Here is a 25,925-nt window from a genome sequence, read left to right as displayed (position 1 = left end):
TTTTTAGGATACTCTTTCAACATAAAATATTTTAAAAAGTATGATGAATGAAAATATAGGGAGAGAGGGTTATGAAAATGAAGGATAACAAAGAGTTTATCGGATATGTTGGGACTTACACGAAAGAAAATAGCGAAGGAATATATAAGTTTATTTTAGACACGGAAGCAAAAAAAATTGGTAATGTAACACTTACTGCTAAGCTGGATAACCCTACATATGTAACGATTAACCGAAATAATGAATATCTCTATTCTGTTGTTAAGGAAGGCGAATCTGGCGGTGTAGCTGCGTATTCCATTGATAGTCATACTGGAGAACTAAAAGCGAAAAATAGACAAGTAGTAGAAGGGGCTTCTCCTTGTCATATTAGTGTTGATAGTGGAAATCATACAGTAGTTACAGCAAATTACCATAAAGGAACGATTGAGTCTTTTGAAATAAATGAAGAAAATGGAGCTGTAAATCCTGCTTCATCTATTATGGCACATGAAGGTTCAGGTCCGAATAAAGAAAGACAAGAAAAACCACATGCACATTACGCGGGGTACACTCCTGATGAAAAATATGTAGTGGGCGTTGATTTAGGGATAGATAAAATAATTACGTATGAAGTAAAAGATAGTGCATTAATAGAAGTGAATAGCCTGTCTGTGAATCCGGGAAGTGGACCAAGACACATTGCTTTTCATCCAAATGGAAAATACGCTTATGTAATGACGGAGCTTAGTTCAGAGGTTATTGCGCTAACATATAACTCGGAAGAAGGATCCTTTACAGAATTACAGTATATTTCTACTCTTCCAGAACAATTTGATGAAAATAGTCAAGGCAGTGCTATCCATATTTCTTCTGACGGCCGCTTTGTATATGCAGGTAATCGTGGTCATAATAGTATCGCTGTTTATAGCGTAGATCAAAATTCAGGTCAGCTTACATTTGTTGAACACACATCTACAGAAGGAAATTGGCCAAGAGACTTTGTATTAGATCCTACTGAAAAGTTCCTTGTTGCTACAAATGAAAAGTCACATAATCTTGTGTTATTTTCAAGAGATGAATCTACAGGTAAGTTAACACTTTTACAATCTGATGTTGTTGTGCCAGAGCCTGTTTGTGTGAAGTTTTTAAATATATAATTTCAGATGCCTAAACAAAAGCAAAGCGATATCGCTTTGCTTTTTATTATTTCTTTTTCGGTCTACGTACTAATTCGCCGCCGCAGTTTGGACAAACGTTATGTCTTTCTTCTGTACATGGTGCGCAAAATGTACATTCATATACACAAATGTATGCTTCAGAATCTTGTTCGAGCGATTGATCGCAAATTTGACAGTTTGTTTTCATTTCTAGTGCCATAATAAGTCTCCTTTTTAGTTAGAAAATTTATAATTTAATTATAATTCATTAAATAGAAATAGTCCTTTTCAATTGAAAGGAAATCGAATGATAAAGTTATGAATTGAAACGAAAGATGCTGGTTTATTTTAAAATTGATTATTTATTACAGTTGGAATATTATGAAATAGTCAAAAGACAACAGGGGGTATAGATTTTGACTAATCATAACGATCATTTAAAAGCAAACTGCGAAAAATGCTTCGGTCTATGTTGCGTTGCATTACCGTTCGCAGCATCGGTAGATTTTGCAGTGAATAAAGATGGTGGTAAACCATGTTCCAACTTACAATCAGATTTTAAATGTAGTATACATAAAAATCTTAGAGGAAAAGGTTATAAAGGTTGTACAGTATTTGAGTGTTTCGGTGCTGGACAGAAGATTTCTCAGGGTACGTTTAAAGGGATTGATTGGCGGAAAGATGCAAAGCATGCAAGAAAAATGTACGATGCTTTTCCAGTTATGCATCAACTTCATGAAATGCTTTGGTATTTGAATGAGGCGATTCTTTTAAAGGCAACACAGCCAATTCATAAAGAGCTGGAGACCGCAATTGAGGAGACAGAGCGACTTTCGAATTTAAATCCAGATGAGTTAATGAAAATAAATGTTCCAATGCATAGGGCAGAGGTGAACATTCTTCTTTTAGAAACGAGCGAATTAGTATGGAAGGAAATGAATACTGCACGTAAGAAACGAATCATTCACCGCGGAGCAGATCTTATGGGAGCAAATTTGAAAAAGAAAAATTTACAAGGTGCAAATTTAAGGGGTGCTTACTTAATTGCGGCTAACTTAAATGGAGCAAATTTAAGAGGAGCAGATCTTATCGGAGCAGATTTAAGAGATGCAGATATTCGCGGGGCTGATTTTACAAATAGTATTTTTCTGACGCAAGTTCAAATTAACGCAGCGAAAGGGAATAAGCATACGAAATTACCGAAAATGTTATCCCGTCCATCGCATTGGAGTGCGTAAAGAGTGAGGAGTGTTTAGTGTGGATATATTTCAGTATTTAGAAGAGATGCAAGAGGATGTCTTTTCGTTAGCAGTAGAGCAAATAGAAGCGAAGTATTTTGAAATTTGTAGCATGTTAGCGTCTGCAGAATATGCAGAACGAATTAAAGCAATTGATTTAGAGTCATATAAGGAAAGTATTCGAGTAGGTTTGGATTCAGCTGTAGAAATGGCTACTAATGAAGAATCAAAAGCGATTTATTTTGAGTATGACCTTGATAACGAATGGGATAGTCAGTTTTATATTTGTGAGGAATATATTCCACTTGAAGAAGAGGACGATGATTGGGCATCTGAATGGACATATAATATTGAGGGGCCGGGGTCTGTAGAATTAGCAGATATGTATAATGGAAATGGCTTTGACACAAGTGAAAAAGCAGTCGGTGTAACTTTATATTTAATTGCTAAAACGCTGTGTAGTTTTATAAGTGTACGTAGTGAAGTGCAAAGTAATATACCGATTTGTATTGGTTTTCACGATCAAGATCCAATAATGCGAACAGGCAGAGACTAAAAATCTCTGCCTGCTTTTTATTTCTTTTCAAAAGTAGTAATGAAAACGCTACATATAATAAGAATACCGCCAATAAAAAAGTTACTATTTAATGTCTCATTTAATAAGAGCCAGCCAAGTAATGATCCAACAATAGGTTGGAAGAAGAAAAATAAGGAACCGATGCTTGCATCTATTAATTCTAATCCTTTATTCCAAAGGAAAAAGGCACCTGCTGTTGAAACAATACCTAAGTATAATACGCCTAATATTACGTACGTATTTACTGTTCCGATAGAGGATGTTTGTAGTTCCCATATCATAAAGGGTGTAATAAAAAAGAGTGAAAAGAATATGGCATACGTTGTAATAACTAAGGATGAGAATTGGATTGAAGCGATCTTTACATAAATAGATAGTAAAGCCCACGTAATAGCGGCTCCAACTAAAATGATTGTTCCGATAAAATAGGAGCCAATTTCAATATCCCACCCGATTACGATAATGACGCCGATTGTCGCTATTATAGTAGATAAAAGTCTACGAGCGGTTAGTTTTTCTTTCAAAATGAGCGCTGCAAATATAACCATAAATGCAGGTGTAGCTGATGTAACTAACGAGCCTGTATGAGCGTCGGATAATTTTGTTCCGATAAATTGGCATGTGATCGAAATGAAATAGCCGATAAATCCAATCCAAGCGAATAGGAGCCAATCTTTTTTGCGAATGGTTACTTTTTTCTTTTGCTTTTTCTCAGCTAGTTTCAAAATGCCATACAAAACAACAAAAGCAATGATAAAGCGTAGCCAAACGAGTGTTAGTGGTGGGATAAAATCGAGTACGTATTTGCTAACAACATACATACCACCCCATATACTTGCTGCTAGTGATAAACATATAGCTCCTAAAATTGTTTGTTTCATGTAAAGTACCTCCGTCTATTTTTAGGGTATTATGAGTTCCCTAAGACGAGGCGTAGTGTATGTGTTATATGATTGCCCGTCTTAGTTTATAGACGGGCTACAGGTTGATCGTTTTCGAATGAAGTGTTGTAGTACATGCGTGCATTCCTCCTCTTTAAGTTATAATGATATTATAACTTAATTTTCTGATTATTGGAGGTTGTTATGAAATATATCGTTATAAAATCACATGTTAGCAATTATCCTAATCCAATTCGCTTAGAAGAGGGGGATGTAGTGAAAATGATAGAGAGTTACGCTGGTCCGGAAAACTGGGAAAACTGGATGTTTTGTCACGAAGAGAAATATGACCGGAAAGGATGGGTTCCGGAGCAAATTATAAAAAAAGATATGAATGGAACAGGAATTATTATAAAACAATATACTGCGAAAGAATTAAATGTGAGTATTGGAGAAAGAGTGATTGGATTAGAAGAATTCAATGGATGGGTTTGGGGCGAAGGAAGAGATGGTGAGAAGGGCTGGGTACCAAAGGAAAACTTACAAAAATATTAATAATAATATTTGATCAATAATTAGGAAACATATTTTTGCTTATGAGTATATTGGTTGTAGGATAAAAAGTAGATTAATAGAGAAAGAGGAGGAGATTATTATAACTACAACCGTTATTTCGCATTTTTACAATGAAGAATATTTATTGCCATGGTGGCTTATGCATCATACGAAACTTTTTGATCATGGTATTTTAATTAATAAAGGTTCAACAGATCGTTCCGTTGAGATTTGTAAAAAATTCGCACCGCATTGGGAAGTGCGAGATTCTGTAAATCCAGAGTTTGATGCATATGCGACAGATCATGAAGTGATGAGGATAGAACAAGAAGTACAAGGATGGAAAATGATTTTAAATACGACTGAGTTTCTTTGCATGCAAGATAAAAATCAGTTTTGGAAATCACTAGATGAATTGGGAGGTAGGATGTATTGGCTAGAAGGGCTTATTATGGTCGATGATCCTAACTATAATTATCCGGAACTTAACTTTGGAATACCTTTAATGAAACAGCGATTTCATGGTTATTTACCAGAGGAGTGGAGACTATGGAGAAGGGGAAGATTTATTCATAATCATGAGCATGGAAGTTATACGGTTGGAAGACATTTATCTGCGCATGAATCGATGATTTATCCACCTCTTGCCTGTATATTATGGTTTGGGTTTAGTCCGTGGAATGATGCGATGAGAAAGAGAAAGTTACAAATTGGTCCGACTCTTTCTGAAGCTAGTAAGCATGGAGGAATGGGTACGCATCATATTGTTACGCCGGAAAGATTAGAAGAATGGTATAAGGAATTAGCGAGAGGAACGAAGGATTTACGTTTTAATGATGCATATCGTTATGTTTTTGTATAAATGATTTCCACCATAAAATTGTTTCTTCTATTCCTGTATTTAGATCGTATGTTGGTTTCCAGTTTACTTCAGTTTTTAAACGTTCTACATTAACCCCGACAAATAAAGGTTCATCTTTAGAGAAAGGGATTGCACCTAGTTTAATTAAATGTTCTTTTCCTATCTTTTTAGCAATGATAGAAGCTAACTCTTTAATTTGTACAGATTGACCAGAAGCGATATTGATGGTGCCTGTAACGCCGTGTTCTAATATTGTTACGAGAGCGTCAGCGACGTCACTCACATGGAGGAAATCTCTCGATTGTTTTCCATGTGTACATAGTGCTTCTTCGTTTTTTAATAAGGAAGTGATAATGTTAGAAACGAGCCGATTACCTTGTTCGTGAGGTCCATACATATGAAAAATGCGGCCCCAACACATGCTGAGGCCTGTTTGTTGTGCATACGTTTCTAGCCAGGAGTGCAGTGCATTTTTACATAAAGAATACGGGGTTTTATAGGAAAGGAGCGGTGAATCTTCAAATAATATGCCGTTAAACCATTCGTATTCTGCGCCAGTACCTGCAACGACAACACGCTTTCCGCCGCATGTTGTAAAGTGCTGAATCAATGAAATACTAGACTTTAGCCAATAGTAATTATTAATAGATACATAGCATGCTGGTGGTACTGCTTCCCAAGCAAGGTGAATGAGATGGCTAGGCTGAACGTCGTAAATGAATTGTTTTACTTCGTCATTGCGGAGCAAGTTTACTTTATGCCAGTGGCAAGGGAGGTGAGAGGGTTTATTTTTATTATACGTGGCGTGCACTTCGTATCCCTTTTGTATAAGTGAATGTACAACATATTTACCTATCCAGCCACTACCACCTGTTACAACAACTTTCTTCATGGCTCAATCACCTCAACTTCTGGAACTGTCACTAAAAATTTACCGCCCCATTCACGAATGAAAGAGCATTCTTTCATAATTTCGTCTTTCAAATTCCAAGGAAGTATAAGAATGTAATCTGGTTTTGTACGTTTAATTTCTGCTGGAGATTTTATTGGAATACGAGTTCCTGGTAAAAGGAGATTTTGTTTGTGAGGATTTTTATCTACTGTATAAGCTAGAAATTCTTTACCTATCCCGCAATAATTCAACAGGGTGTTTCCTTTAGCCGGAGCGCCGTAGCCGATGATTTGTTTGTTTAAAGCTTTTGCTTTGATAAAAAACTTTAAAATATTTATTTTCAATTGTTCCACTCGTTTAGAAAAAAGGAGATAGCAATCTAATGTATCGAGTCCGTGATTGACTTCTTTTTGGAGTAAGTTTGTAACGTTGGAATGGATAGTGGATTGGGAACTTAGATGGTTTACAAAAATACGTAATGAACCACCATGTGTTGAAAGCTCTTCTACATCAACAATTTGTAAATGATGATGAGCTAAAATTTTTTGAAGGCTTATAAGTGAGAAGTAGGAGAAGTGTTCATGGTAGATGGTATCAAATTGGTTAAAGGATATAAGGTTTAATAAGTGCGGGAATTCGATTGTTATCGTGCCATCACGTTTTAATAGTGTTTTTAAACCGGCAACAAAATCATGCAAGTTTGGAACGTGTGCTAATACGTTATTTGCGACGATTAAATCAGCTTGTGGCAATTTTTTTGCTAAGTCATTACTGAAAAAATTCACATGAGTAGGAATTCCTTTTTTGATAGCAATTTCTGCTACGTTTTTCGCGGGTTCAATTCCCAATGTCTCGATATTTTCTTTTTTAAAGTATTGTAATAAGTACCCATCGTTACTTGCGATTTCAATCACTTTTGAATGTTTCGTTAAGTTGAAACGCTTAATCGCCATTTCTACATATTGTTTAGCGTGTAGTAGCCAACTTGAGGAGTAAGAGCTGAAGTATAAATAGTTATGAAAAATATTTTGCGGGGATTCAAATTCATCTAGCTGTACGAGTAAACAAGAGTGACAAACAAATGTGTGCAGCGGATAAAAAGGTTCCATTTTATATGAGCTTTCAGGAGCTACAAATGAATTAGCGAGAGGGGAAACGCCCAAATCTAAAAAAGTGTTGGTTAGTAATGAGTGGCAAAAACGGCATTTTTTCTGTTCCATTTTATAGCCCCTTTATAAATTTTTGAATGCATCGATTTGTTGTCGTGTGAAAGATTCTATATTTTCACCAGATGCATATTTTTTGTACCAATCAACAGTCCAAGCGATAGAATCATCTGTTGATAACTTAGGAGTCCAGCCGAGTTTGTTTACTGCTTTTGTACTATCGAGTGTTAAAACAGGTGATTCATAAGGAGTATTTGTAGAGGAGGAAATGATTGTTAGTGGGTTATTCCATAATTTTATTACAGATTCAATGACATCATGAACGGTTCTGTTAGGTTCATTCATTGGGCCGAAATTCCACGCTTCTGCATATTTAGCATCATTCCAAAGTTTCTCAGCTAAAAGGATATAGCCATGTAGAGGATCTAAAACATGTTGCCACGGACGGACGGCATATTTGTTTCGAATACACAAAGTATGATTGTGCAAATATGCCCGAATGATATCAGGGAATAATCGATCTTCTGCCCAATCACCACCGCCGATGACGTTACCAGCTCTGACTGAGGCGAGTTTCTGGGTATTAGTGCGGAAGAATGATTTTTGATAGGATGTTGCCACTATTTCAGCGCAAGCTTTACTAGCGCTATAAGGGTCGAAACCTCCTAGTCGGTCATTTTCCACGAACGCTCGGTCGCCACTACCGTCATTCTCATAACATTTATCGCTTGTCACATTAATAATGGCACGTACGCTTTCGACGGACTTTGCTGCTTCTAGCACGTGAACAGTACCTAAAACATTCGTTTTGAATGTATCGATAGGGTTTTTGTATGAAGCGGTTACGATTGGCTGAGCTGCTAAATGAAATATTATGTCAGGTTTATGCTGCTTCATGGCATGAAATAAAGAATGGTAATCTGTAATATCGCCTTTCATTGTCGTGCACTCTTTTGCTACGTTACCTTGTTCGAAAATGTTAGGAATGGATGGGGGATGAGAAGAAAAGCCTACTACTTCTGCACCTAAAGAACTTAAGAAAAGGGTGAGCCAGGAGCCTTTAAATCCAGTATGTCCCGTAATAAATACTTTTTTCTTATTCCAAAAAGATGATGAAGCCATATTACCAAACCTTCCACGGAGCGTTATTACTTTCCCATAGCTCGACTAATTTATTTTTATCGCGCAATGTATCCATCGGATGCCAAAAACCAGAATGTTGATATGCGGCCAATTCATTTTTATTTACTAACTGAACTAAAGAGTCTGTTTCAAAAACAGACTTATCTCCACTAATGTAATTGAAAACTTCAGGATTTAAAATGAAAAATCCACCGTTAACCCATCCGCCATCACCTAATGGTTTTTCTTGAAAAGATGTTACAGACTGTTTATCTAATATGAGAGAACCGAATCTACCAGGAGGTTGTACGGCAGTAACAGTAGCCATTTTTCCATGTTTTTTATGGAATGTAATAAGTTCTTTTATATTTACATTACTTAATCCATCACCATAAGTGAGGCAGAAAGGTTCGTCTCCGACATAATTTTGAATCTTTTTCACTCGGCCACCCGTTTCGGTATTTACACCAGTATCGATTAGTGTAACTTTCCATGGTTCTACACGATGAGAATGGCTAGTAATTGTATTATCGTTTAACTGTATTGTGAAATCAGACATGTGTAAGTTGTAATTTAGAAAGAACTCTTTAATTGCATATCCTTTATAGCCTAAGCAAATAATAAACTCAGTAATCCCGTAATGACTATACAAACTCATAATGTGCCATAGAATGGGTTTTGTTCCAATTTCAATCATAGGTTTCGGTTTTAAATGTGTTTCTTCCCCAATTCTTGTACCGTACCCACCAGCAAGAATAACAGCTTTCATTTTTTCCTCCTAAAATAAAAATTTATTATTTATACAGTATTCATGTTTTATGCAAATGAGATTGTTTTTGATTAAGTGAATGAAAATGTTTGAGGTGATGACGATGCAGAAAATATTACGGTTTGAATTTTGGAAATAATTTTTGATATTCAGGGTTATGACGGAGGTCTTGTGTTAGGTTACTAAGCTCTAAAAAACGTATGTCCAGTACTTCAGAAGATTGACCGTAATGTGTTTGAAGTCCCATTTGAACACCCCTTTTTGAAAGGGTAGGTGTAATTTGTAATTTTCTTGCCTTTGATTGTTCATTCCAAGGGCTAAAATAAAATTTTAAAATAAATGAAGGATAGTCATAAATTATATATCCGTGCCGCGAATGATGTCTACCAGGTAAATATGCACCGTCTAGATGATTGTGAATAAATCTCCAAGCACATCCGAGATTTGGGTTATAAGGGAAGACACCGTGGTATCGCTGTTCTACTAAGGGGATAGAATATCTAGGCTTTGAATAATTATAATTATGATTATCTATCATTAAAATCATTCTAATCGCATACATGTTTTGGCCTAGTGTATGAAGAGATGAAAAAAATTCTTCAGTATTATTACAACAAAAGAATTCAGTAGTATTTAAAACGATTTTCCAACCTGAAACTTCTCTTTCAATTTCCATCACTTCAATATCAGTATTAGTTGGATCAAACTCAAGAAATCTTGAATTTCGTACCTCCCAGTGGGGTGCTAATAGTTTACAAATCTCTACGGAACGATCTGTAGACCCTCTATTAATTAAAATGCCGTGATCGAATATTTTCGTGTGATGCATAAGCCACCATGGAAGTAGGTATTCTTCATTATAAAAATGAGAAATGATTGTCTTTTTCATATTAATTCCCTCCTATACAAGCAATCATTATTAGTAGGATATGCTTTTAAATAAGAAAGGTTAAAAGTGGCAGACAATGTAGTGATTAGGTAGTAGTTTAGTAATTTTATTGTATAAGTGTAGATTACTCGTATTGAATCATCATAGGAGGAGATTGGAATTTTGTATAAATTGTGAATAATAAACCGTCACGTTTGACTGTACAGTTTATGTGTTGTATGATGTAAGTAATATAAACAAGGGGGGAAGATCGTTGGGAAGGTGTATCGAATCGGACAGTTGGCTCTCATGGCTCACGTGTCGAAACGAACGATTGATTATTATACGAATCTAGGTATCTTAAAAGCGGAGCGATCTCAATCTAATTATCGCTATTACGACGAAACAGCATTTGAGACATTACAATTTATTGAGAAGTGCAAAGAAATGCATATGCCGCTTTGTGAGATTAAAGAGAAAATCGAGGAGAAGAAGAAGCTGCTCGGTATCAATGAACACGTTTCGAAACAAGTGAATGAAGTGACAGACCATATTCATCAATTAGAAGTGGAGCTTACTGAGTTAAAGCCGCTTTTAGATGAATTGACTGATTCACAACGTGAAAAAATATCGAAATCTTTATCAGGTCAAACGACAGCTTTAATACAGACACTTGCTCTATTATTATAGAATAAGTGAAATCCGACCTCTTTAATTTTTGTATCGGGCTATGTTTTCTAACAAACAAATAAGAAAACATTATAGTATACAGGAGGTGGACACCTTAGTTTTTTAACTAAGGGGATTCATTGGAAATATTTAATTTAGTCATGGTTGCGATTTTAATCGCATTTACTGGATTTTTCGTAGCAGCAGAGTTTGCGATTGTAAAGATACGTTCAAGTCGTATCGATCAGCTTGTTGCGGAAGGAAAACGCGGTGCTTTAGCAGCGAAAAAGGTAACAACAAATTTAGATGAATATTTATCTGCTTGTCAATTAGGTATTACAGTTACAGCTATGGGATTAGGTTGGTTAGGTGAACCGACAATTGAAAAGTTATTACACCCGTTATTTGAGAAATGGAACTTAAATCCTTCTATTTCATCAGTATTAACATTTGGTCTTGCTTTTATGATTATGACGTATTTACACGTTGTAGTAGGGGAATTAGCTCCGAAAACGATGGCAATTCAAAAGGCTGAAAGGGTAACGTTATTATTGGCAGGTCCATTAATGATGTTCTATAAAGTAATGTATCCATTTATTTGGGTATTGAACGGTTCAGCTCGTGTGATAACTGGTTTATTCGGTTTAAAGCCAGCTTCAGAACATGAAGTAGCTCATACAGAAGAAGAATTACGTCTTATCCTTTCAGATAGCTATGAAAGTGGCGAAATTAATCAAGCTGAATACAAGTATGTAAATAACATTTTTGAATTTGATAATCGTATTGCAAAAGAGATTATGGTACCGCGAACAGAAATCGTTGGTTTCTACCTGGAAGATTCAGTAGAAGAACACATGAAAGTAATCCAAAATGAGCGATACACACGTTATCCGATTTTTGGAGAAGATAAAGATGATATTATCGGTATGGTCAACGTAAAAGATTTCTTTATTCGATATATGACCGAGGATCAAAAAGATTTATCATCTATTCGCTCGTATATGCGTCCGATTATTGAAGTGATGGAAACGACTCCAATTCACGATTTATTACTTCAAATGCAGAAGAAGCGAATTCCGATGGCTGTTTTATATGATGAGTACGGAGGAACAGCCGGAATTGTAACGCTTGAAGATATCTTGGAGGAAATCGTCGGCGAAATTCGTGATGAATATGATGAAGATGAAGCACCACCAATCCAACATGTGAACGAGCAACATATCATTGTTGATGGAAAAGTGCTTATCTCAGAAGTGAAAGATTTATTTGGATTACACATTGAAGAAGATGATGTGGATACAATCGGTGGATGGATTATGATGCAAAATCATGAAATCGAAGAAGGACAACACGTTGAGGCGGAAGGTTATGAATTTAAAGTGTTAGAAAAAGACGCTTACCAAATTAAACGTGTTGAAATTCGTAAAATGGAACAAGAGCAAGAAGAAGAGAAAGCAGCAACTGTGTAAGTTGCTGCTTTTCTTCTAAAGTACAAAAAATGAGAACTTAGGAGCGGATATTTTGATTCAAGAAGCCTTACGTGTATATCGATTACAATTGTATGTGATCTTTAGTGGTTTACTACTTATGTGGACGATTACTCCGTTTGGAAAACAAGTGACAGGGTTCGGTATTGGATTAGCAGTAAGCGCCTATTGTCTTTGGTTATTAGCTCGCAGAGTGGAGAAACTCGGAAAAAGTATCGTAATGAAGGAAAAGGCTCCTGGATTAGGAGTTTTAAACCGATTTGCAGCTGCTATTTTAGGAGCTATCATCATGTATGAAATTGAGCATGAGATGGAAATGTGGGCATTCGGTACAGGTATTTTAGGTGGCCACTTTTTAATGATTGCAAATTTAGCGTATGCAAATATGCAGTTAGTGAAAGAAGAAGAGAAGCAAAGGGAACATGCTTCGAAAAACATAGAGCTATGATGAAAGGGACCTAATCGGGTTCCTTTTTTATTTTAGTGATTTGATACAAGTAAACAAATTAACGACAAATATAATACGCTTCTTTTTTACGTTTTTCAATAGTATGAAAAATAATAAAAATTTTTTAAAAAACCCATCGATTTCTAAAGGTTATGTATGTTATTATGACAAAAGACTTTTTGAAAGAGGTGGATACCAATGTTACAAGCGCTACTTATTTTTGTGCTACAAATTATTTACGTTCCAATTTTAACAATCCGTACGATTTTGCTTGTAAAGAATCAAACAAGATCCGCTGCTGGTGTTGGATTGTTAGAAGGAGCTATTTACATTGTCAGTTTAGGTATTGTGTTTCAAGATTTATCAAATTGGATGAACATCGTTGCCTATGTCATTGGCTTTAGTGCGGGACTGTTATTAGGCGGTTATATAGAGAATAAATTAGCAATTGGTTATATTACGTATCAAGTTAGTTTACTAGACCGTTGTAATGAATTAGTAGATGAGTTACGTCACTCTGGATTTGGCGTTACAGTATTTGAAGGCGAAGGTATTAATTCTATACGTTATCGCTTAGATATCGTCGCAAAGCGTTCTAGAGAGAAAGAGCTTTTAGAAATCATTAATGAAATTGCACCGAAAGCGTTTATGTCTTCGTATGAAATTCGCTCGTTTAAGGGTGGATATTTAACGAAGGCGATGAAGAAAAGAGCGTTAATGAAGAAGAAAGATGAACATGCATCGTAAAAAAGAGGAGTAGTGCTGCAGTAAAAGTGCAGTATAAGTCCAAATGTAAAAGGAGGAATCTATTTTGATGTAGATTCCTCTCTTTTTTTATGAAAAATATTGATCTGTTAATTCAAAAAAACTAAATCGTATAATTATTTTTTTTACTCATTCTCAAATTAATGATTAGCCATATAATTTGAAAAAATACCGGTATGATAAACGCAATTAATAAAACGATAAGTGATATTGATTTAATTTCAGGTGTTTGAATAACACCAGCACCATCAACATCTCGTAGCCAAATAATAGCGGCCCATATTCCAAAAACGATAATCCAAAATATGTTACCAATCCACCAAGAAATCCATCGTTTTTTCATGTTAGCACCCCCTACATTTATCTACTGTTAAAAGTATATTTTCGTTCGTTACATTTATAATGAAACAACTTTAAAATCAGTTTTTAACTGTATATCTAACTTGTTTGAAGGTTACCATTTCTCCATCATCATTATCATCTTTCGTTTGGAAAAGTTGAACTTTTGGTTTGTAGTCTGTCCTATGAGCGTGTTCGATATCTTTAATGTTAAGCTTGTAGGATTCACCATTTTTTAGTTTTTGTTCCAACACTTTTTTATTAGCAACATAAATAAAAGTTACTTTATTTTCATCAATGCCTTTAGTTTTAATTTCTAATTCATTATCTTTTGCTGTGATCGTTGGTGTTAATAATTCCATACTGCCTTTCCCGCTTTCTAAAGAATTCTCTGCTATAGTTGAACATCCTGATAATATGATTCCAGTGAATAGAAGAACAGCTAATTTCTGTTTCATAACATCCCTCAATTCCATGTGAATTTTGATTTTGGTATTGCTAGATTACTAGTGTGGAGCGTAAATGTTTAGTTAGTACTCTTTTTATTGTACCATAATATGTAAATTAAAAAAGGCTGTATATCCAATGTAAGAGAGACTGAAAAATTTATTTATTGTTGTAAATTCGTGTGTTTTAGCTTCTATTTCAATCGAAATGTAGACAGGATAAAGAAATTTTTTATAGAAATTTCAATTTTTACATCTTAAAATAATGATAAAGCGTAGATGAATTTATTCACTTCGGAGGTAGTTATTTGAACATTAACGAGAAGGCAATTGAAATGTTTGAACAAAATAAATATGAGGAAGCAATGGAACTGTTTCAACAAGCAGTACATGAATCTAGAGACGTACAATCTCTCAATAATCTTGCTTGGATGTACTTCTATGAGGAAGAGAATGATGATAAAGCTCTTGAATTAATAAGAGAAGTTGTTAAGTTGAATCCTTCTTCATACTTTCCTTATAACATCTTAGGGGACATTTACATGAAACAAGAAAAATGGACAGAAGCGAAAGAAGTATTACAAAAATCTATTTCGATTCAACCATCGGATGAAGCATATCATAATGTAGCTGTAGCTCATTATAACCTTGGAGAGCTGGAAAAAGCTTCGGAATTTTTTTTACGAGTTGCAGGGGATTCGGACTATATCATGTATAGCTATGTAAAATGTTTAATTGATTTAGAACGAACGACAGAAGCAAAAGAGAAGTTAGATACTTTTAACAGGGAATCTGATAATTTTTTAGGGGAAATTAATGTAGCAGATTTATATGTTGAATTGAATTGCTATAAAGAAGCAATTGAATGGTTCGAAAAGGGATATAAAGAATGCTGGAAAAGTCCTAATTGGATTGGTAGATTTGTGTATGCTCTATATAAAACGAATAATTTCTCCCGTATAAATGAAGTTATACGGGAATCTATCGAAGTGAAAACAGCAGAAATAGAAGATGTTCAGAGTGAAGAAGTAGAAGAAAACTGGACAGAAAATGATAAGAAAGAGTTAATTGAGGAATATACAGAAGAGAATAATTGTTATAAAACAATGGTAGAACGTATCAAATCTGGATACGTTCCAGGATTAGAGTTTGAAACTGATCATATAGGGGCTTGCTATTTATTTGGTTGTAAAAGACATAATCACCTTGAATATGAAAAATAAAAAGATTCGACTGTCACATATGATGGTCGAATCTTTTTCGTTATAGGTCGCTTGTATTACATAGGTGTATATCCTCTTTAGAGGCCACTTTTTTTATATTCAAAATATGTAGTGAAATAAAACCAATAAGTCCTATTCCGCCAAAAATAAGCCATGGTGTATACATTCTGCTTAAGTTGGATGTAAAAGATGTACCGGTATAATTACCAATGATAAAACCAAATGCGAGTGATAGTTGATAAAATCCGAAGAAAGTGGCTGTATATGATTCATTACTGTAATTTGCAATAGCAATATCAGCGTTAGGTAATACGAGTGTTTCACCGATTGTAAATAAAATTACACAAATAAAGAGCCAATATGGGTGTTGAAATAAAGGAATGAGTAAAAAGGAAATACTCATTAATAAAACACCGTATTTAATAATCGAAAGTGTGTTGTATTTGTGGAATAATTTTCGGAATAATACCATAAATATGACGCCTGTTATCGCATTTATCGTAATAACGAGTGTAGCAAGTTGATTGCTATTACTAATGTTTTTCATATGAAGTGGAAGTGCGACAGTAAGCTGAGTAAACATAATATAGAAGAAAATCATGATAAAGGAAAACAGAAGGAAAGATTTGTTTTGTAAGATGACCTGTATTCCTAATGTAATAGACGTGTTTTCAGTAGTGACTTGGAAGTGATTTTTAAGTAAGTAAAAAATAAAAGCAAATAACAGCATAAGAGATCCTGTTAGAGAGAAAGCGTAGAGTGGATCGAGTAAGAGTAAGAATCCTCCTGCAATTGGTCCGATTATTGCACCGCAATTAAAGCTAAGGTTTAAATATGTAAATAAATTTTTTCTCAAATGAGCTGGCTGTGAGCCAAATATAGCGCGAGCGGCAGGTTCGTAAAATGCAGTTCCGAAGCCAATAAGTGCAGAAGAAATAGAAATTGTATAGAAATCAGAGCATATTCCTAAAGCGATAAATCCGACTCCTCTTAAAAATAATCCGGCTATCATCATAATGATATAGCCTATTTTGTCAGCAATTAACCCTGAGAATAATGGGATAACTCGTGATGTAATTGTCATAATCGTCAACACTGTTCCTACTTGGACAGCAGAAAAATGAAGAAAGGTTAATAGATAAATAGCTAAAAATGCGTATACTGCAAAATACCCAAAAGACATAAAAAATGAAGAAATAAGCATGAAACGTATCGGTGTTGAGAAACCTTTCATAGAAATCCTCCTAATTATGTAACCAGTAAAATTATTTGATGGTTAACTATTTTATACTATAATTATACATAAAGTCAGAAAAAAGTAAATTTTAAGAAGAAGGTGGATCGAATTGAATCAAAACGCTCCAAATGAACTAGAATATATTCGGGAATTTTTAAATACATGGAGAATACCAAACGATACGAGAGAGCCAATTGATTTGCTGCAAACAAAAGAAGATATAAAGCTCTTTATGAAAGAATATTTTGATGAAGAGTTTCCATTTCATACGATAGAGGAATTAAGAGGTTTTCGAGAAGATATTCGGATGACAATTGAAGGCGAAGGATCATTACAAAAATGGTTAGAGAAATACCCATTTCATGTACATATAAAGGATGATATGAAAGGTATTACATATGAACCAGTATATGAAGAGAATGTGTATACAAAAGTGTTAAGCATTGTGTTAATGTCAATTCAAGAAAATGTGTGGGGAAGGTTAAAAGCATGTCCAGATTGTCGCTGGGTATTTTATGATTATTCGCGAAATGGAAGTAAAAGATGGTGCGGTATGTATGCTGGAGAAGAAGGAGGAAGAGCATGCGGTACGATTGCGAAAGTGAAAAACTACCGGGCGAAGAGAAAAGGAAGAACGGGTTATGATGTGTAATTAATAGTGGGGAAGAAAATGGATGGGGGAATGTAGCATATGAAAGGTACACAAATGTTAGCTTTAAATAAAAAGTGTTGGGATACAGTTGCACCTTATTTCTTTCAAGTGGATTGTTTACCGAAATATGGTCCTTATACGGCGTCTGAAGATGAGATTCATTTGTTCGATTCAATTAAAGATAAAAAGGTACTTGATATTGGATGTGGAAGTGGGCATTCGCTGAAATATATGGGGGAACATGGAGCAGAGGAAGTATGGGGCCTGGATCTTTCAAGTGAACAAATTAAAATAGCGAATGAAACGTTAAAGAGTTGGAATCCAAAGTTAATATGTGGAGCAATGGAAGAAGAAGGGGATATACCGAAAGATTATTTTGATATTGTATACTCCATTTATGCATTAGGCTGGACTTCGGATTTAAGAAAAACGTTGGAATTGATTTATTCGTATGTAAAGCCAGGAGGAAGTTTTATTTTTAGCTGGGAGCATCCCATATATTCAAACTTACAGTATGGTACAGAAGAAGTTGCTATAAAGTCTTCTTATCATGAGGAAACGCCCATTACGTTTGAAACATTTAAAGGAGAAAATGTACAAGCGACATTATATAAGAGAAAAATAAGTACATACATAAATGAGTTAAATAGAGCGGGATTTAAAATTGAGAGAATAGAAGAGCCTGAACCATCAAGCTCGTTTGATGGAGAACTAGCTGAGCCGTCTACGAAGTATTATTCTTTATATAAAGCTAGAATGGTGCCGACTACTTTTATTATTAAAGCTAGAAAATAAACTGTTTTTATAAAAGAAGCCTATCATTTCAAACAAATGATAGGCTTCTTTATTTTAATAAAATTCAGGTTAAATGTGTACTTTTCTTATAAAAATGCATTTCATATAAAAGGTGTAATTATTTTGGGGAAGGGGGATTGTTGTGCGTCATCATAGAAATTGCAAAAAATTTGGAGTGGCACTGCCTCTTCCGCTTATAGGAGCAACGGGTCCGACAGGTAATAGTGGTCCAATCGGTCCAACTGGAGGGCATGAAGGTCCTGTTGGTCCTACAGGGGTGACTGGACCGACGGGAGCAACTGGGCCCCAAGGTCCTCAAGGTATCAGGGGGATACAAGGTCCCCGAGGGACAACAGGAGCACAAGGAATACAAGGGGTTATTGGTGATACAGGAGAGCAAGGTATAACTGGCCCAACTGGTCTCCAAGGTGCTCAAGGATTAATTGGTAACCAAGGTCTAATTGGTGATATTGGAGTACAAGGATTAGAAGGAATACAAGGAGCTACGGGTCCTGCTGGTAGTCAAGGTATACAAGGCATACAAGGAATACAAGGGGAAATAGGTGAGCGAGGACAAACAGGGGCACAAGGAATGCAGGGAGAGAGAGGCATAACTGGAGTCGCGGGTGTAACTGGTCCACAAGGCTCTCAAGGTGTTCAAGGAATACAAGGAGAGCAAGGGGCTATTGGTATACAAGGAGAAGACGGCTTCCAAGGTATACAAGGAATTACTGGAGAAGAAGGCCCACAAGGAGCTCAAGGAATACAAGGTGAAGTGGGTCCAACTGGTTCTACTGGAATGCAAGGTGCCCAAGGTATAAGTGGAATAAAGGGGATAACAGGTGCAATAGGTTTACAAGGACCACAAGGTGTGCAAGGAATACAAGGTATAACGGGAGCAACAGGTTTTCAAGGGATAAAGGGAATAAGAGGTATAACAGGAGCGACGGGTAGTATTGGTACTCAAGGCTCAGAAGGACCACCGGGCGGTCCGACGGGAGTGACCGGTCCAATTCCCTTCTAGTGGGGTGACTGGACCAGCTGGCCCACCCGGTCCACCAGGAGGTCCAACAGGTCCAACGGGTGCGACCGGTTCAACAGGTGTAAGCGGAGGGATAGGACAAATTGGAGCGCAAGGAGTGCAAGGTATAACAGGTCCAACAGGTTCTCAAGGTGTAAGGGGAGCGCAAGGTTCCCAAGGTGTAGTTGGAGCAGTTGGAGTACAAGGAGCACAAGGTCCTCAAGGTAACCAAGGTATAACAGGTCCAACTGGTGCAGAAGGTTCTCAAGGAATACAAGGTCCGCTGGGAGTAACTGGTCCAACTGGTGCAGAAGGTCCTAAAGGTATTCAAGGTATACAAGGTGTGATAGGTCCAACAGGTGCACAAGGAATGGTGGGAATACAAGGGATAGCTGGTCCAGTTGGTGTTACAGGAGCGGAAGGAGCTCAAGGAACACAAGGAATCCGAGGAGCAACTGGTCCTGCTGGAGCACAAGGTATACAAGGAGTTCAAGGAATTCAAGGGGAAACAGGAGCAGCTGGAACACAAGGTCCTCAAGGTGTTCAAGGGATACAAGGGACTACCGGATTGACAGGTACACAAGGTGCCCAAGGTCCTCAAGGAGTGCAAGGAATAATAGGACCGACAGGAGCTATTGGTTTGCAAGGTCCTCAAGGATTACAAGGAATAACGGGTCCAACAGGAGCGCAAGGAGTGCAAGGAATACAAGGAGTGCAAGGAATTATCGGCCCAACAGGTGCACAAGGAATTAGAGGTCCCCAAGGAAATACAGGGGAAGTCGGTATAACAGGCTCACAAGGAGTCCAAGGAGCGCAAGGTAGTCAAGGCCCACAAGGCCCACAAGGAAATGTTGGAATTACAGGAGCAACGGGCGAAACTGGAGCCACAGGAGCAACTGGGGCAACTGGACTACAAGGTGTGCAAGGTGTTCAAGGGATTACGGGAATACAAGGAATAACGGGAACGACAGGCAATACAGGTGCAACGGGTCCGCAAGGAATACAAGGTATACAAGGGATTCAAGGGTTGCAAGGCCCAATTGGAGCAAGTGGGGTGACAGGTGCTAGTGGTAGTATAGGCCCAGTTGGAGCACAAGGTAGTCAGGGCCCAAGTGGCGTGGTGGGACCGACAGGAGCAACTGGTAGTGCAGGTTCAATAGGTTTCTTGGGAATAGCGGGAGCGACAGGAGCGACTGGCTTACCTAGCGGGGGAGGTTATTTCTTTTCTACTTCAACGAGTACAATTGCAGCGAATGCGTTAATACCAATTAATTCTGGATCTACAGTTTTTGGTTCTGATGTCAGTTTAACAAATGCAACAACTGTAACGTTAAGTACGCCGGGAATTTATTTAGTAAGCTATTATTTTCAAGGCGATCCAACTGCCGGAAATGAAACAATTTCAGTGAGGCTTACTTTAAATGGAATACAAGTCGCAGGAAGTTTTATTTTTTATGTTACAGGAGGTACTTTTATATTAGAACCAGCAGTTTCGAATACGATGGTCATTGAAGTTACTTCTTCAAATACAACTTTGTCTTTACAAAATGGTCCGTTAGCTATCGGGCATGTAACGACATTATCTGGTGTGATAACAGCTAGTTTAAATGTATTAAAAATAGTTTGATACGTTAGTTATAACGGGGGAGATGCTTGTGAAGAATCAAGATAAGTGTAGTAAGTTTCAAGCACCTATTCCTTTTCCACCGCCAGGTATTACGGGGCCCACTGGTCCAGTTGGTCCAACTGGTGCTTTAGGTGGACCAACTGGACCGCAAGGAATACAAGGCGTACAAGGTCCAATCGGTCCAACCGGCCCACAAGGAATACAAGGAGTGCAAGGGGTGCAAGGAGAAAATGGTCCAACCGGCCCAACTGGTTTAACTGGACCACAAGGTTCTCAAGGTAATCAAGGACCTATGGGAGAACGAGGCCCACAGGGAATACAAGGTGTTCAAGGAATACAAGGAGAAAGAGGTCCGACTGGTCCAACTGGTATTCAAGGGATACAAGGAATTCCTGGCCCAATCGGTCCGACCGGTCCAACAGGAATACAAGGCATACAAGGAATGCAAGGAGAAATCGGTCCAACCGGCCCAACAGGAGTACAAGGAATACAAGGAGTGCAAGGGGAAATTGGTCCGACTGGACCAACTGGAAATACTGGTATACAAGGTGTGCAAGGTAATTTAGGAGGTAGTGGTTTACAAGGTGTAACCGGAATACAAGGAATACAGGGTCCGATTGGTCCAACAGGGCCAACTGGTTCTCAAGGAATTCAAGGGGAGCAAGGACCAATGGGTCCACAAGGGGAAACTGGTGTTCAAGGTTTACAAGGTCCCCAGGGAGAGATGGGGCAGGTAGGTCCAACAGGAATACAAGGAATACAAGGAGTGCAAGGTGTAATCGGTCCGACTGGTCCAACCGGTTTACAAGGTGATCCAGGTCCAACTGGCCCAACAGGAGCCACTGGGATAACTGGTCCGACAGGTTCTGCAACTGGCCCGACTGGAGCAACCGGTCCAACTGGTCCACCAGGAGGTCCAACTGGTCCAACCGGTCCAGCAGGATCACCAGGGGGTCCAACTGGTCCGACTGGAGCAACAGGGGCAACAGGAGCGACCGGAGCAACAGGAGCGACTGGAATTCAAGGGGTACAAGGAATACAGGGACCGACCGGAGCAACTGGTGTAACAGGTTTGCAAGGAGTACAGGGACCAATGGGGGCAACGGGTCCAACGGGTGATCAAGGCATTCAAGGTCCACCAGGGATACAAGGAGTAACCGGTCCGACTGGTCCGCAAGGTCTACAAGGAATCCAGGGACCGGTAGGAGCAACCGGTCCGACTGGTCCACAAGGAGTGCAAGGGGCACAGGGGCCAATCGGTCCAACCGGCCCTCAAGGGATACAAGGCATACAAGGTGAGCAAGGAGTAAGGGGAGCGACCGGTCCAACTGGTTTACAGGGGCTACAAGGAATCCAAGGTCCGAGTGGTCCAACCGGTCCTCAAGGAGTGCAAGGCGTACAAGGTCCGAGTGGCATAACAGGTCCAACTGGTCCTCAAGGAATACAAGGTATTCAAGGTCCACAAGGAGATATAGGTCCAACGGGAGCGACTGGAATACAAGGAGTGCAAGGCCCAGAGGGTCCAACCGGTGCAACTGGAGCAACAGGCCCGCAAGGGATTCAGGGAATACAAGGGATACAAGGTCCAACCGGTCCACAGGGAATTCAAGGTCTGCAAGGAATTCAAGGTCCGATTGGTCCAACAGGCCCGACTGGACCTCAAGGCATACAAGGTATAACTGGCTCGACGGGTCCAACCGGTGCAACTGGAGCAACAGGTCCGACGGGAGTAACGGGTCCTCAAGGTCCTCAAGGAATTCAAGGTCCACAAGGAGTAACAGGCCCAACAGGAGCGACCGGCTCTACGGGAGTAACAGGTCCACAAGGAATCCAAGGAATCCAAGGTTCGCAAGGGATAACGGGTCCGACGGGAGCAACAGGAGTGACTGGAATAACAGGCCCACAAGGAATCCAAGGAATTCAAGGCCCACAAGGTGTGACGGGAGCAACCGGCGCAACAGGAGCGACAGGATTGACTGGTGCAACTGGACCGACCGGAATACAAGGCATACAAGGAATAACAGGAGCGACAGGGGGAACAGGAGTAACAGGCCCAACAGGTGCCACGGGTCCAACAGGCTTAACTGGAGCAACAGGATCATCTGCTATATCGACAGGTGGCGGATATTTCTTTTCTACATCAACAAGCACAATTGCAGCAAGTGCCAACATCCCAATTAATTCTGGATCCACTGTATATGGAACTGGTGTATCTTTAACTAGTGCTACGACAGTCACAGTAACGACGCCAGGAATATATTTAGTAAGCTACTATTTTCAAGGGGATGCAAATGGTGGGAATGAGACAGTATCTGTTAGATTGCTATTAAATGGAACGCAACTAACAGGGAGTTTTATACAAAACGTAACGACATCAACTGTAGTAATCGAACCAGCCATTTCAAATACACTTCTTGTGAATGTGACGAGTGCCAATTCAACATTAATATTACAAAATGGCCCGTTAGGTGTAGGGCATGTGACTACTATAGCAGGTGCGATTACAGCAAGCTTAAATGTAGTGAGAATTTTATAAAGAATATAAAAAACACAAGGAATGTCTTTGTAAGACACACCTTGTGTTTTTTAATATTAAATAAACATTTTCTTTATCTTTTCGGTTGAAAAATATGCTGAAAGAAGTATTTGTGATGTAAGTTATCTACAACCTTATTTGCTTGATATGTGCGTTGTTTTTCAATTCGAAGTCTTTGCTCCATCATTTTAATTGCGTGATCAGATAAACGTAACATAATACATTCTCCTTTTCTATAAATATAGGTGACTATTTGATATCGATCCCATATTTATAATTAAGGAGGCAAAATGTGTAACATAGGCAAAAAGCACCTTCCTCTCCCATTACGCTTACGAGGTTAGCTGTCGGACTCGGGAAGTGAGAGTTTCCCTACTTAAAAAAGATTCGCCCCAAGTAGCATAGCTACAAAAATGGTTCCCCCGCTCCAAAATTTGGACTCAGCAAAAGGTTTTATAAAGTAAAAAATAACATAAAGGAGCGAACAAGTCAAATTATTTTGTGTATTCTGTCTTTTTTAATTGCGTAAGAATCATACCGTCAGGAAGTATTGTATCGGATACTGTGATGAATCCGTGTTTTTTATATAAAGTAATAGCAGGGGTATTCGCTTTACCTGTTTGTACAATGTATGTCATTGAAGAGGGAAACATGTTAAATATATAAATTAGGAGTTTTGTTGCGATTCCTTTTTGAAAAAAATCGGGGGATACAACTAACCTGTGGATATCGATTAGTTTTTCTTCTTGTACAAAAGAAATAAAACCGACAAGTTTATTTTCAGAAAAATATCCATAGAATGTTTCAACACAACTTTGAATATCGTTTACAGTATCATATAAACGAGGTATGGCAGTGCTATTTAAGTAGTCTGCTTCAACTTTATAAGCTGGAATTTGAACCTGTAAAATGGATGTTGCTACTTCAAAAGAACTGGAATTTAACTTAAGAATCATAGATAATGAAGCCTCCTTTAAATATGGTATATGAATATAATTGCTTTATGGGTGAGTTTGACAATATTTTTCTTTTTTGCATATAATATATGTATCTCCATATGTAAAATAGTAGTAAATATATTTCTATAGTGAAATATGATTAGCAATGATAAATACATATGTTTGTATTAAATCATACAAACTATAATAGAAATGGAGGACTAAAAATGGGATGGATTATCACATTAATAGTTGGTGCTATTATAGGTGCAATTGCTAGTTCTATAACAGGTAAAAATTTCCCAGGTGGTATGTTCGGAAATATTATCGCAGGTTTATTAGGTGCTTCGTTAGGTGGTAGATTATTTGGATCCTTTGGGCCAACATTTGGTGGGATTCATGTAGTGCCAGCATTATTAGGTGCAATCGTGTTAATTTTTATTGTATCATTTGTAGTGAAAGCTGCAAAGAAATAGATATATAGATTATGATGAAGAGCCCTGAATAAGGGCTTTTCATCATTCGAAGAGGTGGTTTCATTGGAGAAAATAAATATAAGAAAAAGAGATAAGTTAAGAAAGTTTTTTAGAGAACAAAATTATTTGGCGGTATTACTTGGATTTGCGTTATTGTTCATTAATATTTTATTGCTAACAAAAATATCATTTGTTTTTACACCGTTTATCGTATTTTTAAAAACAATTTTCTTCCCAGTACTATTAGCAGGCGTACTATTCTATATTTTACATCCATTCGTTTCGCTTTTAGAAAAGAAAGGTGTTTCAAGAATCGTATCGATAGCTTCTATATATTTAATCGTACTAGGATTATTTGTATTTTTAGTTGTAACGGTTATCCCTATTATTAAAGATCAAATTGATGCATTAATTGATAACTTACCGTATTTTGGCCATGAGATTGAACAAGCAGCACGTAGATTCGGGGAAAGTAATTTACTCGGTAAAATTCAGGAGAATTTAAATATTAATGTTGCGAATATGGTAAAAGACTATACAGTTGATTTTACAAAGTCATTATCATCAGTAACTGGGAATGTAACTGGATTTTTGAGTACTATTACAGAGGTTGTTTTAACATTTGTAATGGTTCCATTTATATTGTTCTATCTTTTAAAAGATGGCGAACAATTGCCGAATCACTTCTTAAAGTTCATTTCAGAGCAAAGACAACCAGCAGCAATGAGAATACTAGATGATATGCATTATGCGATTAGCTCGTATATTAGAGGTCAAATTATCGTCAGCTTATTTATCGGTATTATGCTATTAATTGGTTATCTTATTATTGGTATAAAATATGCGGTACTACTTGCAATTTTAGCGATGATTGTAAATATCGTTCCGTACGTAGGACCAATTATCGCCATTACACCAGCGTTAATTATCGCATTTATCGACTCGCCAGCAATGGTGTTAAAAGTAATTATCGTTATGATGGTTGTACAATTAGCAGAAGGTAAATTTATTTCTCCGCAAGTTATGGGGAAAAAGTTAGACATTCATCCGATTACTATCATCTTTATCATTTTAACTGCCGGAAACTTATTCGGGATTATGGGCATTATTTTAGCCATTCCAGGATATGCGATATTAAAAGTGTTAGTTACGCACGGTTATAGATTTGTTAAGTTGAATACGTGAAAAAAAGCGCTA

27 protein-coding genes, 1 pseudogene and 1 riboswitch are annotated in these 25,925 nt (G+C 37.5%); of the genes and pseudogenes, 16 read left to right on the top strand and 12 right to left on the bottom strand.

What is annotated here, in order from left to right; genetic code table 11:
- Positions 1–71 precede the first annotated feature (71 nt).
- On the top strand, positions 72–1,139 hold the full coding sequence (locus BHV55_RS16715) for a lactonase family protein (protein WP_070756808.1): 1,068 nt from the start codon (positions 72–74) through the stop codon (positions 1,137–1,139).
- Positions 1,140–1,185: 46 nt separating this feature from the next.
- Here BHV55_RS16715 and BHV55_RS16710 read toward each other — a convergent pair whose 3' ends face one another.
- Positions 1,186–1,359 carry a DUF1272 domain-containing protein gene (locus tag BHV55_RS16710; protein ID WP_001162788.1) on the bottom strand — a complete coding sequence of 58 codons (174 nt, stop codon included), beginning with the start codon at positions 1,357–1,359 and terminating at the stop codon, positions 1,186–1,188.
- A gap of 196 nt (positions 1,360–1,555) precedes the next feature.
- On the opposite strand from BHV55_RS16710, the gene BHV55_RS16705 reads away from it, so the two are divergent.
- Both BHV55_RS16705 and BHV55_RS16700 read left to right on the top strand, forming a co-directional pair.
- Positions 1,556–2,377 carry a pentapeptide repeat-containing protein gene (locus BHV55_RS16705; protein ID WP_000181432.1) on the top strand — a complete coding sequence of 274 codons (822 nt, stop codon included), beginning with the start codon at positions 1,556–1,558 and terminating at the stop codon, positions 2,375–2,377.
- Between the two features lie 19 nt (positions 2,378–2,396).
- Positions 2,397–2,933: a hypothetical protein gene (locus tag BHV55_RS16700; RefSeq protein WP_000350930.1), complete on the top strand. Its 537-nt coding sequence runs from the start codon at positions 2,397–2,399 to the stop codon at positions 2,931–2,933.
- Positions 2,934–2,950: 17 nt separating this feature from the next.
- Here the strand turns inward: BHV55_RS16700 and BHV55_RS16695 are convergent, their stop codons facing one another.
- Positions 2,951–3,835, bottom strand: a complete 885-nt coding sequence (locus tag BHV55_RS16695) for a DMT family transporter (protein WP_000814735.1) — start codon at positions 3,833–3,835, stop codon at positions 2,951–2,953.
- Positions 3,836–4,039: 204 nt separating this feature from the next.
- Between BHV55_RS16695 and BHV55_RS16690 the strand changes: the two genes are divergently transcribed.
- Both BHV55_RS16690 and BHV55_RS16685 read left to right on the top strand, forming a co-directional pair.
- Positions 4,040–4,390 carry an SH3 domain-containing protein gene (locus BHV55_RS16690; protein WP_000875282.1) on the top strand — a complete coding sequence of 117 codons (351 nt, stop codon included), beginning with the start codon at positions 4,040–4,042 and terminating at the stop codon, positions 4,388–4,390.
- 61 nt (positions 4,391–4,451) lie between these two features.
- Positions 4,452–5,252, top strand: a complete 801-nt coding sequence (locus BHV55_RS16685; protein WP_071686365.1) for a glycosyltransferase family 2 protein — start codon at positions 4,452–4,454, stop codon at positions 5,250–5,252.
- Here BHV55_RS16685 and BHV55_RS16680 read toward each other — a convergent pair.
- From BHV55_RS16680 to BHV55_RS16660, 5 genes are all read right to left on the bottom strand, one after another.
- Positions 5,221–6,144: an NAD-dependent epimerase/dehydratase family protein gene (locus tag BHV55_RS16680; protein ID WP_070756806.1), complete on the bottom strand. Its 924-nt coding sequence runs from the start codon at positions 6,142–6,144 to the stop codon at positions 5,221–5,223. The genes BHV55_RS16685 and BHV55_RS16680 overlap by 32 nt on opposite strands.
- A complete protein-coding gene (locus tag BHV55_RS16675; RefSeq protein WP_000435772.1) occupies positions 6,141–7,364 on the bottom strand; it encodes a class I SAM-dependent methyltransferase in 1,224 nt (407 codons plus the stop codon). The genes BHV55_RS16680 and BHV55_RS16675 overlap by 4 nt, the downstream gene beginning before the upstream one ends.
- A 12-nt stretch (positions 7,365–7,376) precedes the next feature.
- On the bottom strand, positions 7,377–8,432 hold the full coding sequence (gene rfbG / locus BHV55_RS16670) for a CDP-glucose 4,6-dehydratase (protein ID WP_048568361.1): 1,056 nt from the start codon (positions 8,430–8,432) through the stop codon (positions 7,377–7,379).
- Position 8,433: 1 nt separating this feature from the next.
- On the bottom strand, positions 8,434–9,201 hold the full coding sequence (gene rfbF / locus BHV55_RS16665) for a glucose-1-phosphate cytidylyltransferase (RefSeq protein WP_000648805.1): 768 nt from the start codon (positions 9,199–9,201) through the stop codon (positions 8,434–8,436).
- Positions 9,202–9,316: 115 nt separating this feature from the next.
- The gene (locus BHV55_RS16660) at positions 9,317–10,090 is read right to left on the bottom strand and encodes a glycosyltransferase family 2 protein (RefSeq protein ID WP_070756804.1); all 774 of its coding nucleotides are present in this window, start codon (positions 10,088–10,090) and stop codon (positions 9,317–9,319) included.
- A gap of 261 nt (positions 10,091–10,351) precedes the next feature.
- On the opposite strand from BHV55_RS16660, the gene BHV55_RS16655 reads away from it, so the two are divergent.
- The 4 genes from BHV55_RS16655 to BHV55_RS16640 all read left to right on the top strand — a co-directional run bounded on the left by BHV55_RS16655 (position 10,352) and on the right by BHV55_RS16640 (position 13,420).
- The gene (locus BHV55_RS16655) at positions 10,352–10,759 is read left to right on the top strand and encodes a MerR family transcriptional regulator (protein WP_000285634.1); all 408 of its coding nucleotides are present in this window, start codon (positions 10,352–10,354) and stop codon (positions 10,757–10,759) included.
- A gap of 119 nt (positions 10,760–10,878) precedes the next feature.
- Positions 10,879–12,207: a hemolysin family protein gene (locus BHV55_RS16650; protein ID WP_000402258.1), complete on the top strand. Its 1,329-nt coding sequence runs from the start codon at positions 10,879–10,881 to the stop codon at positions 12,205–12,207.
- A gap of 52 nt (positions 12,208–12,259) precedes the next feature.
- On the top strand, positions 12,260–12,673 hold the full coding sequence (locus BHV55_RS16645; RefSeq protein ID WP_000613876.1) for an ATP synthase subunit I: 414 nt from the start codon (positions 12,260–12,262) through the stop codon (positions 12,671–12,673).
- 198 nt (positions 12,674–12,871) lie between these two features.
- Positions 12,872–13,420 (top strand): DUF2179 domain-containing protein, encoded by a 549-nt coding sequence (locus BHV55_RS16640; RefSeq protein WP_000938438.1) that lies wholly within the window; start codon positions 12,872–12,874, stop codon positions 13,418–13,420.
- Positions 13,421–13,541: 121 nt separating this feature from the next.
- On the opposite strand, the gene BHV55_RS16635 is transcribed toward BHV55_RS16640, so the two are convergent.
- Both BHV55_RS16635 and BHV55_RS16630 read right to left on the bottom strand, forming a co-directional pair.
- Positions 13,542–13,781, bottom strand: a complete 240-nt coding sequence (locus BHV55_RS16635) for a DUF3923 family protein (protein ID WP_000747679.1) — start codon at positions 13,779–13,781, stop codon at positions 13,542–13,544.
- A gap of 76 nt (positions 13,782–13,857) precedes the next feature.
- Positions 13,858–14,253, bottom strand: coding sequence for a hypothetical protein (locus BHV55_RS16630; protein WP_002024430.1), 396 nt, complete (start codon positions 14,251–14,253; stop codon positions 13,858–13,860).
- A gap of 278 nt (positions 14,254–14,531) precedes the next feature.
- Between BHV55_RS16630 and BHV55_RS16625 the strand changes: the two genes are divergently transcribed.
- Positions 14,532–15,446, top strand: a complete 915-nt coding sequence (locus tag BHV55_RS16625; RefSeq protein ID WP_001024466.1) for a tetratricopeptide repeat protein — start codon at positions 14,532–14,534, stop codon at positions 15,444–15,446.
- Positions 15,447–15,486: 40 nt separating this feature from the next.
- On the opposite strand, the gene BHV55_RS16620 is transcribed toward BHV55_RS16625, so the two are convergent.
- Positions 15,487–16,680: an MDR family MFS transporter gene (locus tag BHV55_RS16620; RefSeq protein WP_000675760.1), complete on the bottom strand. Its 1,194-nt coding sequence runs from the start codon at positions 16,678–16,680 to the stop codon at positions 15,487–15,489.
- Positions 16,681–16,792: 112 nt separating this feature from the next.
- Here BHV55_RS16620 and BHV55_RS16615 point away from each other — a divergent pair, with 112 nt between their 5' ends.
- The 4 genes and pseudogenes from BHV55_RS16615 to BHV55_RS16600 all read left to right on the top strand — a co-directional run bounded on the left by BHV55_RS16615 (position 16,793) and on the right by BHV55_RS16600 (position 23,314).
- Positions 16,793–17,335 carry a CGNR zinc finger domain-containing protein gene (locus BHV55_RS16615; protein WP_070756802.1) on the top strand — a complete coding sequence of 181 codons (543 nt, stop codon included), beginning with the start codon at positions 16,793–16,795 and terminating at the stop codon, positions 17,333–17,335.
- Between the two features lie 39 nt (positions 17,336–17,374).
- Complete coding sequence (locus tag BHV55_RS16610) at positions 17,375–18,130, top strand: class I SAM-dependent methyltransferase (protein ID WP_000679180.1); 756 nt, start codon at positions 17,375–17,377, stop codon at positions 18,128–18,130.
- 142 nt (positions 18,131–18,272) lie between these two features.
- A pseudogene (locus BHV55_RS16605) lies at positions 18,273–20,778 on the top strand (collagen-like protein).
- A 22-nt stretch (positions 20,779–20,800) separates the two neighbouring features.
- The gene (locus BHV55_RS16600; RefSeq protein ID WP_070756800.1) at positions 20,801–23,314 is read left to right on the top strand and encodes a BC_3345 family exosporium-associated protein; all 2,514 of its coding nucleotides are present in this window, start codon (positions 20,801–20,803) and stop codon (positions 23,312–23,314) included.
- A gap of 73 nt (positions 23,315–23,387) precedes the next feature.
- Here BHV55_RS16600 and BHV55_RS16595 read toward each other — a convergent pair whose 3' ends face one another.
- Together BHV55_RS16595 and BHV55_RS16590 are read right to left on the bottom strand one after the other, a co-directional pair.
- The gene (locus BHV55_RS16595; RefSeq protein ID WP_000945243.1) at positions 23,388–23,531 is read right to left on the bottom strand and encodes a hypothetical protein; all 144 of its coding nucleotides are present in this window, start codon (positions 23,529–23,531) and stop codon (positions 23,388–23,390) included.
- A gap of 96 nt (positions 23,532–23,627) precedes the next feature.
- Positions 23,628–23,770, bottom strand: a riboswitch (cyclic di-AMP (ydaO/yuaA leader).
- A gap of 38 nt (positions 23,771–23,808) precedes the next feature.
- Entirely contained in the window at positions 23,809–24,270 is a 462-nt protein-coding gene (locus BHV55_RS16590; RefSeq protein WP_000601225.1) for a GNAT family N-acetyltransferase, read from the bottom strand.
- Positions 24,271–24,479: 209 nt separating this feature from the next.
- On the opposite strand from BHV55_RS16590, the gene BHV55_RS16585 reads away from it, so the two are divergent.
- Both BHV55_RS16585 and BHV55_RS16580 read left to right on the top strand, forming a co-directional pair.
- Positions 24,480–24,728, top strand: coding sequence for a GlsB/YeaQ/YmgE family stress response membrane protein (locus tag BHV55_RS16585; RefSeq protein WP_000539736.1), 249 nt, complete (start codon positions 24,480–24,482; stop codon positions 24,726–24,728).
- A 63-nt stretch (positions 24,729–24,791) separates the two neighbouring features.
- The gene (locus BHV55_RS16580; RefSeq protein ID WP_000411480.1) at positions 24,792–25,913 is read left to right on the top strand and encodes an AI-2E family transporter; all 1,122 of its coding nucleotides are present in this window, start codon (positions 24,792–24,794) and stop codon (positions 25,911–25,913) included.
- The last annotated feature ends 12 nt before the right edge of the window (positions 25,914–25,925 follow it).

The organism is Bacillus sp. RZ2MS9 (genome assembly GCF_001816185.2).
In the GTDB taxonomy this organism is placed as follows: domain Bacteria; phylum Bacillota; class Bacilli; order Bacillales; family Bacillaceae_G; genus Bacillus_A; species Bacillus_A cereus.
The sequence above is the reverse complement of the archived record's forward strand: the minus strand, read 5'-3'. Positions and strand labels throughout refer to the sequence as shown.